At 71.5% G+C, this 13,637-nt stretch carries 12 protein-coding genes; 3 read left to right on the top strand and 9 right to left on the bottom strand.

The genetic code is table 11. The features are described 5' to 3' along the window. Positions 1–124: 124 nt before the first annotated feature. Positions 125–1,384, bottom strand: coding sequence for a DegT/DnrJ/EryC1/StrS family aminotransferase (locus OOZ19_RS16340; RefSeq protein WP_266090964.1), 1,260 nt, complete (start codon positions 1,382–1,384; stop codon positions 125–127). A 247-nt stretch (positions 1,385–1,631) separates the two neighbouring features. On the opposite strand from OOZ19_RS16340, the gene OOZ19_RS16335 reads away from it, so the two are divergent. The 3 genes from OOZ19_RS16335 to OOZ19_RS16325 all read left to right on the top strand — a co-directional run bounded on the left by OOZ19_RS16335 (position 1,632) and on the right by OOZ19_RS16325 (position 5,511). Further along, on the top strand, positions 1,632–3,155 hold the full coding sequence (locus tag OOZ19_RS16335) for a peptide deformylase (RefSeq protein WP_266090963.1): 1,524 nt from the start codon (positions 1,632–1,634) through the stop codon (positions 3,153–3,155). 488 nt (positions 3,156–3,643) lie between these two features. Beyond that, positions 3,644–4,837 carry an alpha/beta hydrolase gene (locus OOZ19_RS16330; protein WP_266090962.1) on the top strand — a complete coding sequence of 398 codons (1,194 nt, stop codon included), beginning with the start codon at positions 3,644–3,646 and terminating at the stop codon, positions 4,835–4,837. A 104-nt stretch (positions 4,838–4,941) separates the two neighbouring features. Beyond that, positions 4,942–5,511: a VOC family protein gene (locus OOZ19_RS16325; protein WP_266090961.1), complete on the top strand. Its 570-nt coding sequence runs from the start codon at positions 4,942–4,944 to the stop codon at positions 5,509–5,511. Positions 5,512–5,674: 163 nt separating this feature from the next. On the opposite strand, the gene OOZ19_RS16320 is transcribed toward OOZ19_RS16325, so the two are convergent. From OOZ19_RS16320 to OOZ19_RS16285, 8 genes are all read right to left on the bottom strand, one after another. After that, positions 5,675–6,727, bottom strand: coding sequence for a saccharopine dehydrogenase family protein (locus OOZ19_RS16320; protein WP_266091003.1), 1,053 nt, complete (start codon positions 6,725–6,727; stop codon positions 5,675–5,677). Between the two features lie 327 nt (positions 6,728–7,054). Beyond that, the gene (locus OOZ19_RS16315; RefSeq protein WP_266090960.1) at positions 7,055–7,633 is read right to left on the bottom strand and encodes a TMEM165/GDT1 family protein; all 579 of its coding nucleotides are present in this window, start codon (positions 7,631–7,633) and stop codon (positions 7,055–7,057) included. Positions 7,634–8,011: 378 nt separating this feature from the next. Beyond that, a complete protein-coding gene (locus tag OOZ19_RS16310; RefSeq protein ID WP_266090959.1) occupies positions 8,012–8,884 on the bottom strand; it encodes an SAM-dependent methyltransferase in 873 nt (290 codons plus the stop codon). Positions 8,885–9,049: 165 nt separating this feature from the next. Continuing rightward, positions 9,050–9,829 (bottom strand): putative hydro-lyase, encoded by a 780-nt coding sequence (locus tag OOZ19_RS16305; protein WP_266090958.1) that lies wholly within the window; start codon positions 9,827–9,829, stop codon positions 9,050–9,052. Between the two features lie 4 nt (positions 9,830–9,833). Beyond that, positions 9,834–10,709: a 5-oxoprolinase subunit C family protein gene (locus OOZ19_RS16300; protein WP_266090957.1), complete on the bottom strand. Its 876-nt coding sequence runs from the start codon at positions 10,707–10,709 to the stop codon at positions 9,834–9,836. After that, positions 10,706–11,317: a 5-oxoprolinase subunit B family protein gene (locus OOZ19_RS16295; protein ID WP_266091002.1), complete on the bottom strand. Its 612-nt coding sequence runs from the start codon at positions 11,315–11,317 to the stop codon at positions 10,706–10,708. The genes OOZ19_RS16300 and OOZ19_RS16295 overlap by 4 nt, the downstream gene beginning before the upstream one ends. A gap of 5 nt (positions 11,318–11,322) precedes the next feature. Continuing rightward, positions 11,323–12,093: a LamB/YcsF family protein gene (locus OOZ19_RS16290; RefSeq protein WP_266090956.1), complete on the bottom strand. Its 771-nt coding sequence runs from the start codon at positions 12,091–12,093 to the stop codon at positions 11,323–11,325. 25 nt (positions 12,094–12,118) lie between these two features. After that, positions 12,119–13,327, bottom strand: a complete 1,209-nt coding sequence (locus OOZ19_RS16285; protein WP_266090955.1) for an NRAMP family divalent metal transporter — start codon at positions 13,325–13,327, stop codon at positions 12,119–12,121. Positions 13,328–13,637 lie beyond the last annotated feature (310 nt).

Raw genomic sequence — 13,637 nt, 5'->3', positions numbered from 1 at the left:
GGCGGAGCAGGTCTGCTCGTCGGGCGAGGTGTTCCCCGTCGGACGAACTCCGGTCGCCACGATTTCTCGCCGAAGTCCGGAAGTTGCCTGCGGGGGGAAATCATCCGCGGTTGGGGTGGTCGGGTCACGGGTCGGGCCCGATGAGGGCGCGGTGGTGGGCGATGACCTTGCGGAACGCTCGGACGTAGCCCTCCGCCAGATCCGGGTCATCGTGCGGGACGGTGATGGTGAGGGTGTTGCGGTGCCTGCGCTCCGCCCTCGGGTACTGGCCGGCGCGATAGCGCGGCCACCCCTCCGGCAGGTTCGGGAACAGCCGGTTCGGCGCGTCGAACAGCGGGTGCTCGTTGAGCGGGCGGGGCGCCCGCGGGTGGTCGACCTCCAGGCACCCCTCCGCGCGCAGCGCCGCGATCAGCGCGTCCACCGGCAGCCCGCCCAGGTCCTCCGGCCGGTGCAGCAACGCCAGCGCGTACCAGGCGGGCGCCGAACGCGCGGGCACCTCCGGGACGCTGATGCCGGGCAGCCCGCGCAGCTCCGAGATCATGTGCGCGGCGAGCTGCCGACGTCCACCCAACCGCCGGTCCAGCTCGTTGAGCTGGCCCAGCGCCAGCGCCGCCGCCAGCGGATGCATCCGGTGCGCGAGCCCGGTACCGGTGACGACGTAGCGCCGCAGCGGGTGGTCGATCGGGATCTCGCTGCGGCACCGGCCGCCGTCCTGGCTGTGCAGCAGCACCCGGTAGTACAGGTCGTCGTCATCGGTGAGCACGAACCCGCCCTCGCCCGCCGACAACGGCTTCGCCCCGCCCGTGCTGAACGCGGCGATGTGCCCGAACGTGCCGACCCGGCGCCCGCCCACCGCCGCGCCGTGCGCGTGCGAACCGTCCTCCACCAGGCGAATCCCGTGCCGCTCGGCGATGTCGGCCAGCGCCTCCACCCGCGCGGGCACTCCCCACAGGTGCGTGACCACGATGGCCTTGGTGAACGGCGTGATCGCCGCCTCCACCTGGAGCGGATCGATGTTGCCGAGCTCGTCGCAGTCCACCAGCACCGGTTTCGCCCGCAGGTGGAACAGCGGCGTCGCGGTCGGATGCGCGGTGTAGGCGGGCACGATCACCTCGTCCCCGTCGGTGAGCCCGAGCGCGGAATACGCCGAGTGCAGCGCGGCCGTGCCCGAGGACGTGACCACCGCTCGGCGCACGCCGAAGAACTCCGCGAGCCGGCTCTCCAGCTCCGCGACGATGCCGGTGCGCCCCGGCAGCGAGACAGCGCTGTAGAGCTGGGCGGTGACCGCGACCGCGGTGTTGATGTCGACGGGCGGCCAGGGGACCTGCGGGGCGGCGGAGCGCACCACGGGCGGGCCGCCGTGAATCGCCAAGGGGCTGCTCACGTGATCAGATCCTTCGGTTCCGCACCGCGCGAACGCGGCCGGAGGACGTGAGATTGTTGTGCGCGCGAAGACTTCGGAGGACATTTTTCGCTCAGCTACCCGCCATCTGTGTGAAACGTGTTGTCGGCGTCCGGGAACCTCGGTTCAAGGGGACCGCGACGAAGGGGTGTGTGCGTAGGCTGAGCGCCTGCTCACGGTGAGCTCACGCACACGCACACGCACGCCGGACGCGATGGGGATGGTGGCCATGACCGGCCAGGCGAAGGCCGACCTGGACGCGACACCGGAACAAGACGTGTTCGTCGCTGAATTCCGGCGGTGGCGCGACGTTCGCGGCCTGTCCAGATCGGCGCTGGCTCGGGGGATGGGGTACAGCCGGTCGTACGTGTCGAAGGTCGAAAGCGGTGGTGAGCACGCGTCGCGCGAGTTCGCCCAAGCGGCCGACAGCGCCCTCAACGCCGGCGGATCACTGCGCCGGGCCTGGCGGGAGCAGAACACGGTTCCCGCGCCGCGCAAACCCAGCCCACCGCAGCACGCCGCACCGGCCATCGAACCCGCGGGCGGGCTGGTCGTCGAGCACGATCACGCGGAACTGTTCTACGTCAACGGTTCCTACCGCGCCACCATGCGGCGGCATCTGGTCAACAACGGCACCGAGCCGATCACCCGCTACCTGATCCGCGTCTCGGTGGACCGCTTCCCCGGCGACCCCGAACGTTCCAACCGGCTCTACCGGGACAACCCGTTGACCTGGGAGGAGATCGACCTCCAAGCGTGGCACGGGGAGAAGCGCGAAGAACCGATGCGCTGGAGCGTGCAGCACGACCGGGACGCCTTCAAAGAGGTGTGGCTGCTGTTCGCCAACGACTCCGGCCGATTTCCGCTGTACCCGGGCGAAAGCGCGTGGATCGAGTACACCTACACCGTCAGCGACGACAAGTGGGGGCACTGGTTCCGCCGCGCGGTGCGGCTGCCCACGCAGCGGTTATCGGTGACGTTGAACTTCCCGACGGAACTGGACCCGGCGGTGTGGGGGCTGCACACCTCGATGACCGCCGAGTCCATGCCGTTCCACACCGCCATCGAGACCCGACACGAACAGGACCGCACGGTCTACGCGTGGTCGACCGAGGATCCGCCGCTGCACGCCCGGTACCGGCTGGAATGGCACTTCCGCAACGACTCGCCCGCCGCCGTGTCCGGGCCGCCGAAACCGAGCGAGACCATGACGGCGCTGGGCATCGTGCAGGACGGCGATCCGATGCTGCGGCGTTCGGCCCGCCCGTTCACGCTGCCCGACGAAGCCGAGGACGCCCGGCGCGTGATCAACGAGTTGCACTCGGCGACGCAACGCATCTCGAAAGCGCACACCTTCGGCAAGGGCATGGGCATCGCCGCACCGCAGATCGGCATCGAGCGGGCCGCGGCGATCGTGCGCCCGCCCGGCAGCGACGACCTGATCACGCTGCTGAACCCGCGGATCATCGAAGCCGGCGAACAGGGCGACGAGCAGTACGAAGGATGCCTGAGCTTCTTCGACGTGCGCTGCCTGGTGCCGCGGCCGGTGGTGGTGCACGTGGAACACCAGGACATCACCGGGGAACGGCGCATCACCATCTTCGAACGCGGTGTCGCGCGGCTCGTGGCGCACGAGGTGGACCACCTCTACGGCGTGCTGTGCCGCGATCACCTGGCGCCGGACGTCTCGCCGATACCAGTGGAGCAGTACCGAGGCACCGGATCGAACTGGCATTATCCTTCGGATTCCTGAGCCGGTCTTCTGCTCTGGTGGTGGGGTGGCGGAACCTCGGCGGCTTCCTCGCTGCGGGATCTTTTTCCCGAGTGGCTCCGCCACGAGGGAAAAACCGTCCTGGCGAGGAAGCCGCTGAGAACCCGCCGGTGAGCGGCTTTTCGACGTGGGCTAAAGCGCTTCGCGCTTTACAGGCACGGCCTTCGGCCGCAAGGCAGGCTTCGCTTCGCTCGCCCACCGCGCGGCTTCGCCGCCAGGCACGGCCTTCGACACGAGGGAGGCGGGGGCGGTCAAAGGTCACACCCCAGGGAAACTACTCTAAGTAGTTTTCTGTCGCTCGAATTGGGGCTTTATCAAGATCAACGCACGTTTCCGCACGTATATTCGGGTAGTGTGCGGGCGTGTTGCTTGGTCCATCTCACCTGGTGCGAGACCATCGGAACACAGGCTCAGGACACCGGGTTCTCCCTGGCAGACCGGAAAAAGACCCTGAGTCGACGGAGGCGGCCATGTTCACCTTTCCCGTGCATCCCGCGGAACTGTTCACCGAGCGTGCCCGGCAGTTCCAGAGCTGGGGTGTGTCACCGAGCGTGATCTCCCGCGTCCGCGACCGGATCGACGACATGTGGGGGCACGGCCGCACCGGCTGGGTCCCGGTGTGGGCTGAAGAGGCCCGGCGCGCGGAGTCCGAACAGGACTGGGCGCACGCCGCCGCGTGCTGGGGCGCCGCCCGGTTCCCGTGCCTGGCCACCGCGGATCGCCGGGAGGCCTACGCCCGCCAGCTGGAATGCTTCGGCCACGCCTCGACGGGCCTGCCCGTCACCTTCCGCCGCTACGCCCTCGACGTCCCGTACCGGCAGCGCAGCACCCGCGTCACCGCGCACGTCTACCGCCGCCCCCGGGCGGTCAGCGACCAGTTGCTGCTGCTGTGCGGCGGAGTCGACACTTGGAAGGTGGAGCTGCACCGGATGGCGCTGCTGATCTCCCTGATCAGCGGCCTCACCGTCGCCGCCGTCGACATGCCCGGAACCGGCGAATCACGCGTCCCGCTGGCCGCGGACTCGGACCTGCTGCTGGCCGCGACCGCCCGGCAGCTCGCCGACCGGACCCGGTGCTCGAAGACCGCGTTGCTGGGCCTGAGCTTCGGCGGGCACTGGGCGGCGAAGCTCGCGCTCACCGGCCGGGTCGACGCCGCGGTCGACTTCGGCGGACCCATCGGGGCGAACGGCACCGCGGTCGACGTGCTCGGACTGCCGAACGGGATGGCCGGGGTCATCGGCAACGCGCTCGACCTGCCCGCGCTGCCGGACCGGGCCGACGCGGACCGGTTCTCGTTGGAGTTCTCGCTGCGCAGGCAAGGACTGCTGAGCTCGACCTCGGCTTCACCGCTGCTGGCGATCAACGGCACCGGCGACCCGTACGTGCCGCTGCGGGACACCATCGCGCTGGCCGACCGGCCGGCGGCCGAGGTGTGGCTGGTGCCGGGCACCGGGCACTGCGGGCAGGAACGGCTGCCGCGCGTGCTGCCGCCCGCGATCGGTTGGCTGCTCGCGGAGCTCTCCCCCAGGTCCGTCCGCCGCCAGCTGATCTCCCGCGCGCTGCGCGCCTCGCTGGGCGAGACCGTCACCGGGCCCCGGCACGTCGCCGGGGAGCACGAACGCACCGAGGCGACCGGCGCGCGGATGCTGACCGCTCGCCCTTGAGCCGTCCGGTTCACCGGGGCGCCGCAGGGCGGCTCCGGATCTCGCGGCGCGAGGTGCGCGGATGCGGATGCGGCCCGTTCGGCGGCGGCCTAACCTCCGGGCTCATGACCGGTACGGGGTTCACCGTCGAATTCGCCACCGCACGACCCGTGCAGTTGGCGCGGTGGTGGGCGCAGGTGCTCGACTGGGCCGTCGACACCAGCGCCGCCGACCCGGTGGTGCGAGCCGCCGGTCCCGGAGTTCCGCTGCTGTTCACCGGTGCTGCTCAGGAGAAGTCCGGGAAGAACGGCGTCCACCTCGACCTGCGCAGCGAGTCGCACGACCACGAGCGGACCATGCTGCTGCGACTGTTCAACGCGGGCGCGCGCTTCGCCGACATCGGGCAGGGCGAGGACGTGCCGTGGGTCGTCATGACCGACCCGGACGGCAACGAGCTCTGCCTGCTGGAACCCCGGAAGTCCGATGTGGACACCGGGGCGGTGCATTCGGTCGTGGTCGACTCCGCGGACCCGGCGCGCGACGCGCGGCGGTGGACCGAAACCACGTCGCTGATCGTCGTGCACCGCGAACCGCACCTGGTGGCACTGCACTCCCCGGACCGCAGCGGGCCGTACCTGGAATTCCTCAGCGCCACCGGCCCCGGCACCACCCTCCGCGTCCTTCCCCGGCCGTGACGATGCCGCTTCGCGCAGGGTCGGAGTGAACGGCCCGTTCGCCCAACCGCATCGGACGAACGGTCCGTTCACCCGCTCCCAGGCACCACACCGCCCCGAGACAGGGGCTGTCGTGAGTGAACGGCCCGTTTGCCCACGGGGATTGGGCGAACGGGCCGTTCACTCAACCGCTGATCGGGCCCGGTTCGACGACGCGGACTCCGTGCAGGCGGCGGACGAAGTCGGCACCGAAGGCGGTGGACGGGGTGTGCGCGCCCGGACGGGCTCCGCCGGTCAGCAGGCCGCCGACGGCGCGCAGCACCGCGTCCACCGTGAACTCGTAGGTGTCGGGGCCGATCAGCGCCGCCGTCACCGAGCGGCCGGTGTCGTCGGTCGCCTCCGCGAAGACCTCCACCCAGCTCCGCGCCCGCTGCGCCGCTCCGGGCCCGCCGACCAGCGAACCGATCACGGCCTTGCCGAGGCGCTGCGCGACGGGCCGCCCCAGCACCGCCCGGCCGAGCACCGTCGCCCGCGGCCCCAAGCGGTGCAGCCCAGGCAGCCGGGTGAAGGTGGTGATGTTCGGAATGCCGGTGCTGCGGTAGGCCGTGCTGACATCTCCCCACGGCAGCGAGGACACCCGGTGGTGTCCGGACGGGAACGGCACTTCCCGGTGCCGCCAGCCCATCGGAACCGCTCGCAGCGCACCGTCGATGCGAGCCCGCCCGCCGAGCGCGGCACCTTCCAGCGCGCTCTTCAGCGTGCCGCCGCTGATCCCGCCGCCGGACTGGAACGCCAGATCGAGGTTCGTGGCGCCCGGCAAGGCGGCGGCGACCAGCGCGGCCAGGCAGTCGGTCGGCACCACGTCGAACCCCGCGCCGGGCAGCAGCACCACCCCGGCGTCGACGGCGTCCTCGTGCCGGGCGAACGCGGACTCGAACACGTCGATCTCACCCGTGATGTCCACGTAGTGCGTTCCCGACGCCAGGCAGGCCGCCACCATCGGCGCCGAAGTCGCCGAGAACGGTCCGGCGCAGTGCGCCACCACGTCGACGTCGGCCAGCGCCGCCGCGGCGGCGGTCTCGGTGCGCAGGTCGAACACGCGGTACGGCAGCCCCATCGGAGTGGCGACGCGAGCGAGCTTCGCCGGGTCCCGCCCGGCGAGCACCGGTCGCTGCCCCCGGTCGAGGGCGCGTTCCGCGATGAGCCGCCCCGTGTACCCGGTAGCGCCGTAGATCATCCAGGTCACGCGAACCTCCGAACCGTCGTTGCCCGTACAACGAGAACCCGCCATCGCCGTCACGGGTTGCCTTCCGGGCCCGACCTGTCCGCAACCCGCCATCCGGCGAAGCGGTGAACGGCCCGTTCGCCCAACCGCATTGGACGAACGGTCCGTTCACTCCATCCGCCCGGCGCGGTCGTGAGCGGGGCTGGTCCGGGGTGAACGGCCCGTTCGTCCATTCGGATCGGACGAACGGTCCGTTCACCCCGTCCAGCCGGGAGCGACGAGAACGGCCCGCTCGTCCGGCGGGGGAACCGGAGGAGCGGGCCGTCGCGTCAGGTGTGGTCAGAGGAGGCCGAGGGCGGATTCGACGATCAGCCAGCCACCGAAGACGGCGAACAGCGCGGCGGCGCCGTAGCGGATGAAGCGCTCCGGCAGGTGCTTGCCCAGCAGCAGGCCGATGCCGATGGCGAGCGCGTCGGCCAGCACCATGCCGACGGTCGACCCGATCCAGGTGCCCAGCCAGTGGTGCTGCGAGGCGAGGGTGACCGTCGCGAGCATCGTCTTGTCGCCGAGCTCGGCGAGGAAGAACGCTAGCGTCACCGCGATCACCGCCGAGCGGGCGGTGCGACCGGCCTTGCTCTTCTCCGCGTCGGTGAGGTGGTCACCGCGCAGCGTCCACGCGGCGAAGCCGAGGAAGGCGATACCGGCGACCAGGCCGATCCACTCGGTGGGCAGCAGCGCGCCCATGCCGAATCCGAGGGCGACCGAAGCGGCGTGCACGACGGTGGTGGCGAGCGTGATGCCCAGCAGCACCTGCCAGGCGCGGTAGCGGGTGGCGAAGGTCATCGCCATCAATTGGGACTTGTCACCGAGCTCGGCCACGAAGATCGCCGCGGAGCTCACGGCGAAACCGGTCAACACGGTACGAACACCTCTTCCCTGCTTGGACCAGGGCGCGTCACGCCTCCGATCCGATGTGTCTCGGATCGAAGGTCTCGCCCGCCTGCGCATCGAGAGGCTCCGCGACCGGGCGCGCGTCATTGCCGCCAGCATGTCGATCGCGAATTGAGGGCTACTCCCCTTCTGCTGAATAGATTACCCGCCATACCGGAACAATCAAGCGGTCAACCCCGAATCGAGAACGCGAATTCGCGCCGACCACTCGGCCAAACAATTTTTTCGGCGCGCCGCAAATTATTGTTCCGAATTCCTCGACCGGCATTTCCGAGCGGGACGAACAGGCCCCTCACCAGTAGTTTCACCACCTCGGAGGCGCCACCCCCGGAGAGCGGCACCGCCTCAGCGAGAGACGAGGCGCAATGCGGTCGGAACAGGGCGGGACACCAGCATTCCCACCGCCGAACAGGTGTCCACCTCGAGCGGCTCGTGCTCTCCGACGGGCGGCTCACCCAGTTCCGGGCGCCACAGCGCCGTCCGCAACAGCCCCGGATCGGCCAGTTCGTACCCGTTGAACACGCTGCGGAAGTCGTCGGGCGAGCGCCAGATCGGCCGCCGCCCGATCCGCTCCGCCACATCGCCGAACCTGCAAACCTGCTCCGCCGTGGCGGTGACCGTCGACAGGTGCGAGCAGACCAGCGCGCTGCCCACCGAGCACGCGTCCCGGTACGCCGCGACCACACCGGACAGCTCGTCGTCCTCGGTGATGAACGGCAGCGCCGCCATCGCCAGCACCGCGACCGGGCGAGTGAAGTCCAGCAGCCCGGTCACGCCCGGCGCGGTCAGCACGCTGGCCGGTTCGCACAGGTCGGCCTCGGTGACCGTCACCCCGCGCACCCCGTGCAGCTGCGCCTCGGCCAGCCGCACCGTGAACGGGTCGGCGTCGACGTAGGCGATCTTCGCCGCCGGATCCACCCGCTGCGCGGTGCCGTGCACATCGCCGACCGTGGGCAGCCCCGTTCCCAGGTCGAGGAACTGGTCGATGCCGCGTTCGGCGAGGTAGCGCACCGCGCGGCTCAGGAACGCGTGGATGACCTGGATGTGCTCGGCGATGTTCGGCAGCACCGGTCTCAAGTCCTCGGCGAGCCTGCGGTCGAGCTCGAAGTGGCTCGTCCCGCCCAGCAGGTAGTCGAAGACGCGCGCCATCGAGGGCTGCTCCGGCTGCCCCAGGCCCGCCAGCCGTCGTCGCCCGTCCGTGTCGGACGAAGTTCCCATCGCACACCCCCAGGTTCGCGAATTCCCCCAGCCTAGATCGTCGGGGCCCGCCTCGACAGGTGATCGGCACAGGTGCGGCGGGTCACTCCGCACCTCGGGAACAGACGGCGCGGTCGGGCGCGTTGCACGGCCCGGTGCTCCCCCGCCCCTCTCCTCGGGCGGGGGTCACGGCACCAGGTGGTCGCTGTCGCGCGCGTCGGTGACGGCCATGTGGCCGGGGGCGTGCCCGATCGCGAGCGCCGGCCGGGACCGCATGACCGCCGCCTGCGGGGTCACCCCGCACGCCCAGAACACCGGGACCTCCCCCGGCCGGATCGGCACCGGTTCCCCGAAATCCGGTGCGTCCAGGTCCCGCACCCCGAGTTCGGCGGGCGACCCGATGTGCACCGGTGCGCCGTGCACCGCGGGGTAGCGGGAGGTCACCCGCACCGCGGTGGCCACTTGGTCGGCGGGCATCGGGCGCATCGACACGACCAGCGGCCCGGCCAGCGCGCCCGCCGGGCGGCATTCGCGGTTCGTCCGGTACATGGGCACGTTGACGCCCTGCTCGATGTGCCGCACCGGAACACCCGCTTCGAGCAGCGCGGCCTCGAAGGTGAAGCTGCAGCCGATGAGGAACGACACCAGGTCGTCCCGCCAGAGGCCGGTGACCTCGCCGCACTCCTCGACGAGCTCGCCGTCCCGGTAGATCCGGTAAGCGGGCAGGTCGGTGCGCAGATCCCCGGCGAAGATCGACGCCGCCGTCTCGCCCGGTTCGGTCACGTCCAGCACCGGGCAGGAGCGCGGGTTGCGCTGCGCGAACAGCAGGAAGTCGTAGGCGTCCGCGCGCGGCAGCGTCAGCAGGTTCGCCTGCGTCCACCCCGAGCTGTAGCCCGCGGTCGGCGTCCGGAGCCCCGCGCGGAACGCGGCCCTGGCCTGCTCGGGTGTCATCGTCGCGGGCTGCATCCGCTCACCTCTTCGTTGGAAGTCCTGCTGTCACTTGACGAAATCGCACGCGCTGCCCGGGACGGGCCTGGGCGGCCCGGTCCACGTCGGCGGCGACCACCACCGCGATCACCGGGTACCCGCCGGTGACGGGGTGGTCGGCGAGGAACAGCGTCGGCCGCCCCGACGGCGGGACCTGCAAGGAGCCGAGCGCCATGCCTTCGCTGGGCAGTTCCTCGGTGCGCGACCGCGGCAGTTCGGGCCCGTCCAGGCGCATGCCCACCCGGTTGAGGTCGGCGCTGGCCACGAACGCCTCCCCCAGCAGCGTGCTGACGGCGTGCTCGGTGAACCAGTCCGCGCGCGGCCCCAGCACGACCGACAGCTCCAGATCGCCGTCGCGCGCGGAGCGGACCGGAGCCTGGTCGACGACCGGGAAATCGGCGGGCGGCGGGCCGACCGGCAGCCGGGTGCCCGCGGCGAGCCGCGGCGGCCCCAGGCCGGAGAGCACGTCGGTGGCGCGGGAGCCGAGCACCGGCTCCACCTCGATCCCGCCGCGCACCGCCACGTACCCGCGCAGGCCGCGCGTCGGCACGCCGATCCGCAGCGACGCTCCGGCGCGGACCCGCAGCACGGTGTTCACCGGTTCCGCCCTGCCGTCCACGGTCAGCTGGGAATCGGCACCGGTCACCGCCACCGCCACGTCCCGGTCGGGCCGCAGCAGCAGCCCGCCGAACGTGGTCTCGATCGCCGCCGCGCCCTCCGCGTTGCCGACGAGGCGGTTCGCCAGCCGCAGCGAGCCCCGATCGGCGGCGCCGGAAACACCGACCCCGATGCCCGCGTGCCCGGTCCGGCCCAGGTCCTGCACGGTCGCCAGCGGACCGGGCTCCACGATCTCGATCATGAGACTTCCTCGAACCGGACGCGCACACCGGGCCGCAGCAGCGCGGGCGGCTCCCGGTCGGTGCGCCAGATCTCCAAGTCGGTGCGGCCGATGAGCTGCCAGCCGCCCGGCGACTCCCGCGGGTAGACGCCGCTGAACTCCCCGGCCAGCCCCACCGCACCCGCGGGCACGCGAGTCCGCGACTCGCCCCGCCGCGGCACGGCCAGCTTCGGCGAGCCACCGGTGAGGTAGCCGAAGCCGGGGGCGAACCCGCCGAAGGCGACCGTCCACGGGTGCTCGGTGTGCTCGTGCACGACCTCCCGCTCGGTGAGCCCCGTCAGCTTCGCGACCTCCGCGAGGTCCGCGCCGTCGTAGACCACCGGTACCCGCAGCAGCCCGCCGTCGTCGCGGCGCCGCTCGCCGACGCGGACCTCGCGCACCGCCCGTTCGACGGCCGCCGGGTCCGCGCGGTCCGGGTCCAGCCGCAGCATCAGCGTGCGGGCCGCGGGCACCAGGTCGAGCACGCCGTCCGGGGTGGATTCCCGCAGCTCGCCGTGCAGCGCCTGCACCGCGTGCAGGTCGGCCAGCTCCACGAGCAGCGCCGAATCGGCGCAGCGCAGCACCCGCACCTCGCTCACCTCGACCGGTCCGGCGCGAACGGGGCGAGCTCGACGCCGTCGGCCCGCAACCGGTCCCGCACGGTTTCGGCGATCCGCACGGCTCCGGGGCTGTCGCCGTGCACGCAGATCGACTCCGCGGACACCGCGATCTCGGTGCCGTCGACGGCCTCGATCGGCTCGCCGCGGGCGATGCGAAGGCACCGCCGCGCGATCAGCTCCGGGTCGTGCAGCACGGCGCCGGGTTCGCGGCGGGACACCAGGGTCGCCTCCGGGGTGTAGGCGCGGTCGGCGAACGCCTCCCGGAACACCCGCAGGCCCGCGTCGGCCGCCTGCGCGAGCCACGTCGAGCCGGGCAGGCCGAGCACCGCGAGCGCCGGGTCGTAGGAGCTCACCGCTTCGACCACGGCCGCGGCCTGCGACTCGTCGCGCACGATCGCGTTGTAGAGCGCGCCGTGCGGTTTCACGTAGGTCACCGCGGTGCCCTCGACGCGGGCGATGCCGTCGAGCGCGGCCAGCTGGTACAGCACCTCGTCGGTGAGTTCGCGCGGCGGCACGTCGATGAACCTGCGGCCGAATCCGGCGAGGTCCCGGTAGCCGACCTGGGCGCCCACCGCGACCGACCGCGCCGCCGCCTCCGTGCAGGCCCGGCGGATCACGCCGGGGTCGCCCGCGTGGAAGCCGCACGCCACGTTCGCGCTGGTCACCACGCCCAGCAGTGCGCTGTCATCGCCGAGCTCCCACCGGCCGAAGCCTTCGGCGAGATCCGAGTTCAGGTCGATCCGCATGTCCCCTCCGTTCCTGCCCCGCCGGTCACTGCCACAGCTGCGCGATGCCGCTCAGCGAGTTCACCCCGAAGTACAGCGACAGCAGCCAGGCGAGCACGCCGATCACCAGCAGCCAGCGCGGGTAGCGGTACCCGCCCAGCAGATCACTGCGCCGCGCCGCCACCCACAGCAGCACGCCGAAACCGACGGGCAGGATCAGCCCGTTGAGCGCGCCCGCCATCACCAGCAGCGTCGTCGGCGCCTGGTCCAGCACGAGGAACACGGCGGTGGACACCGCGATGAACCCGACGACCAGCCATGTCCGGGCCCGCTCCAAGCCTGCCGAGAACGTCACCAGGAACGACACCGAGGTGTAGGCGGCACCGACGACCGAGGTGATCGCCGCGGCCCACATGATCAGCCCGAACAGCCGGACGCCGATGTCCCCGGCGGCGTGGCCGAACGCCTCCGCGGTGGGGTTGGCGGAGCCGAGCGTGGCGCCCGCCGCGACCACCCCGAGCACCGCGAGGAACAGCACGGCCCGCATCACGCCGGTGACCAGCAGCGACAGCACCGAGCTGCGGCTGACTTCGACGATCCGCTCCGGCCCGGTGACGCCGGCGTCGACCAGCCGGTGCGCGCCCGCGTAGGTGATGTAGCCGCCGACGGTGCCGCCGATGAGCGTGGTGACGGCGAGGAAGTCGACCTGGTCGGGCAGCACGGCCTGCCGCATCGCCTCCCCGACCGGCGGGTCGGACACGATGGCGACGTAGGTGGTGAGCCCGATCATGAGCACGCCCAGCACGACCACGATGCGGTCCATCGCCACGCCCGCGCGCTTGCTCAGGAAGATCACGATGGCCAGCAGCGCGGACAGGGTGCCGCCGATCTTGGCGTCCAGCCCGACCATGGCGTCCAGGCCGAGCGAGGTGCCGGACACGTTGGCCACGTTGAACACGAGCCCGCCGAACACGACGAGGGCGGCCATCGCGTAGCCGAGGCCGGGCAGCACCTTGTTGCCGAGGTCCTGGGCGCGCATCCCGGAGACGCCGATGATGCGCCACACGTTGAGCTGCACGGCGATGTCGATCAGCACGGACAGCACGATGACGAAGGCGAACGCCGCGCCGAGCCGCATGGTGAAGTCGGTGGTCTGGGTGATGAAGCCGGGCCCGATGGCGCTGGTGGCCATCAGGAAGACGGCTCCGATCAGCGCGCCGCGGTGGGCGCCGGTCTTCGTGCTGGTGCCGCTCATGCGTGTCCTTCCGGCCTCCGGGTCGAGCCTCGGACGCGGCTCGCCACCCGTGGTCGTGCGCTGGGGTTTCCCAGTGGTCGCACCCGCCGTGCTCGGCGGTGTCGTCACGATAGGGGTCGTTCAGCGAGGGTTCAATAGTCTGTTCCGACATATCAACGATCCCCTTGTAGGGCGTTCGATCGTTCAACAATCCACCCATGCACCTCGCAGGCTCCCCAGCTGCGAAAATCGGCCGATTGTCGGACACGCCCACAATCCCGGAGGGCTGGTTACACTTTGGTTTCCGATCACTCCAGTCCTTGGGAGAGGC

Source organism: Saccharopolyspora sp. NFXS83 (genome assembly GCF_026241095.1).
Classification (GTDB): Bacteria; Actinomycetota; Actinomycetes; order Mycobacteriales; family Pseudonocardiaceae; genus Saccharopolyspora_C.
This window is presented reverse-complemented; position numbering and strand designations above follow the sequence as displayed.

What these genes read in the sequence shown, in the direction of transcription:
- OOZ19_RS16335 (WP_266090963.1), top strand. Translation starts at nt 1,632, where the DNA reads ATGACCGGCCAGGCGAAGGCCGACCTGGACGCGACACCGGAACAAGAC.
- OOZ19_RS16330 (WP_266090962.1), top strand. Translation starts at nt 3,644, where the DNA reads ATGTTCACCTTTCCCGTGCATCCCGCGGAACTGTTCACCGAGCGTGCC.
- OOZ19_RS16325 (WP_266090961.1), top strand. Translation starts at nt 4,942, where the DNA reads ATGACCGGTACGGGGTTCACCGTCGAATTCGCCACCGCACGACCCGTG.
- OOZ19_RS16320 (WP_266091003.1), bottom strand. Translation starts at nt 6,727, where the DNA reads ATGATCTACGGCGCTACCGGGTACACGGGGCGGCTCATCGCGGAACGC.
- OOZ19_RS16310 (WP_266090959.1), bottom strand. Translation starts at nt 8,884, where the DNA reads ATGGGAACTTCGTCCGACACGGACGGGCGACGACGGCTGGCGGGCCTG.
- OOZ19_RS16305 (WP_266090958.1), bottom strand. Translation starts at nt 9,829, where the DNA reads ATGCAGCCCGCGACGATGACACCCGAGCAGGCCAGGGCCGCGTTCCGC.
- OOZ19_RS16300 (WP_266090957.1), bottom strand. Translation starts at nt 10,709, where the DNA reads ATGATCGAGATCGTGGAGCCCGGTCCGCTGGCGACCGTGCAGGACCTG.
- OOZ19_RS16290 (WP_266090956.1), bottom strand. Translation starts at nt 12,093, where the DNA reads ATGCGGATCGACCTGAACTCGGATCTCGCCGAAGGCTTCGGCCGGTGG.
- OOZ19_RS16285 (WP_266090955.1), bottom strand. Translation starts at nt 13,327, where the DNA reads ATGAGCGGCACCAGCACGAAGACCGGCGCCCACCGCGGCGCGCTGATC.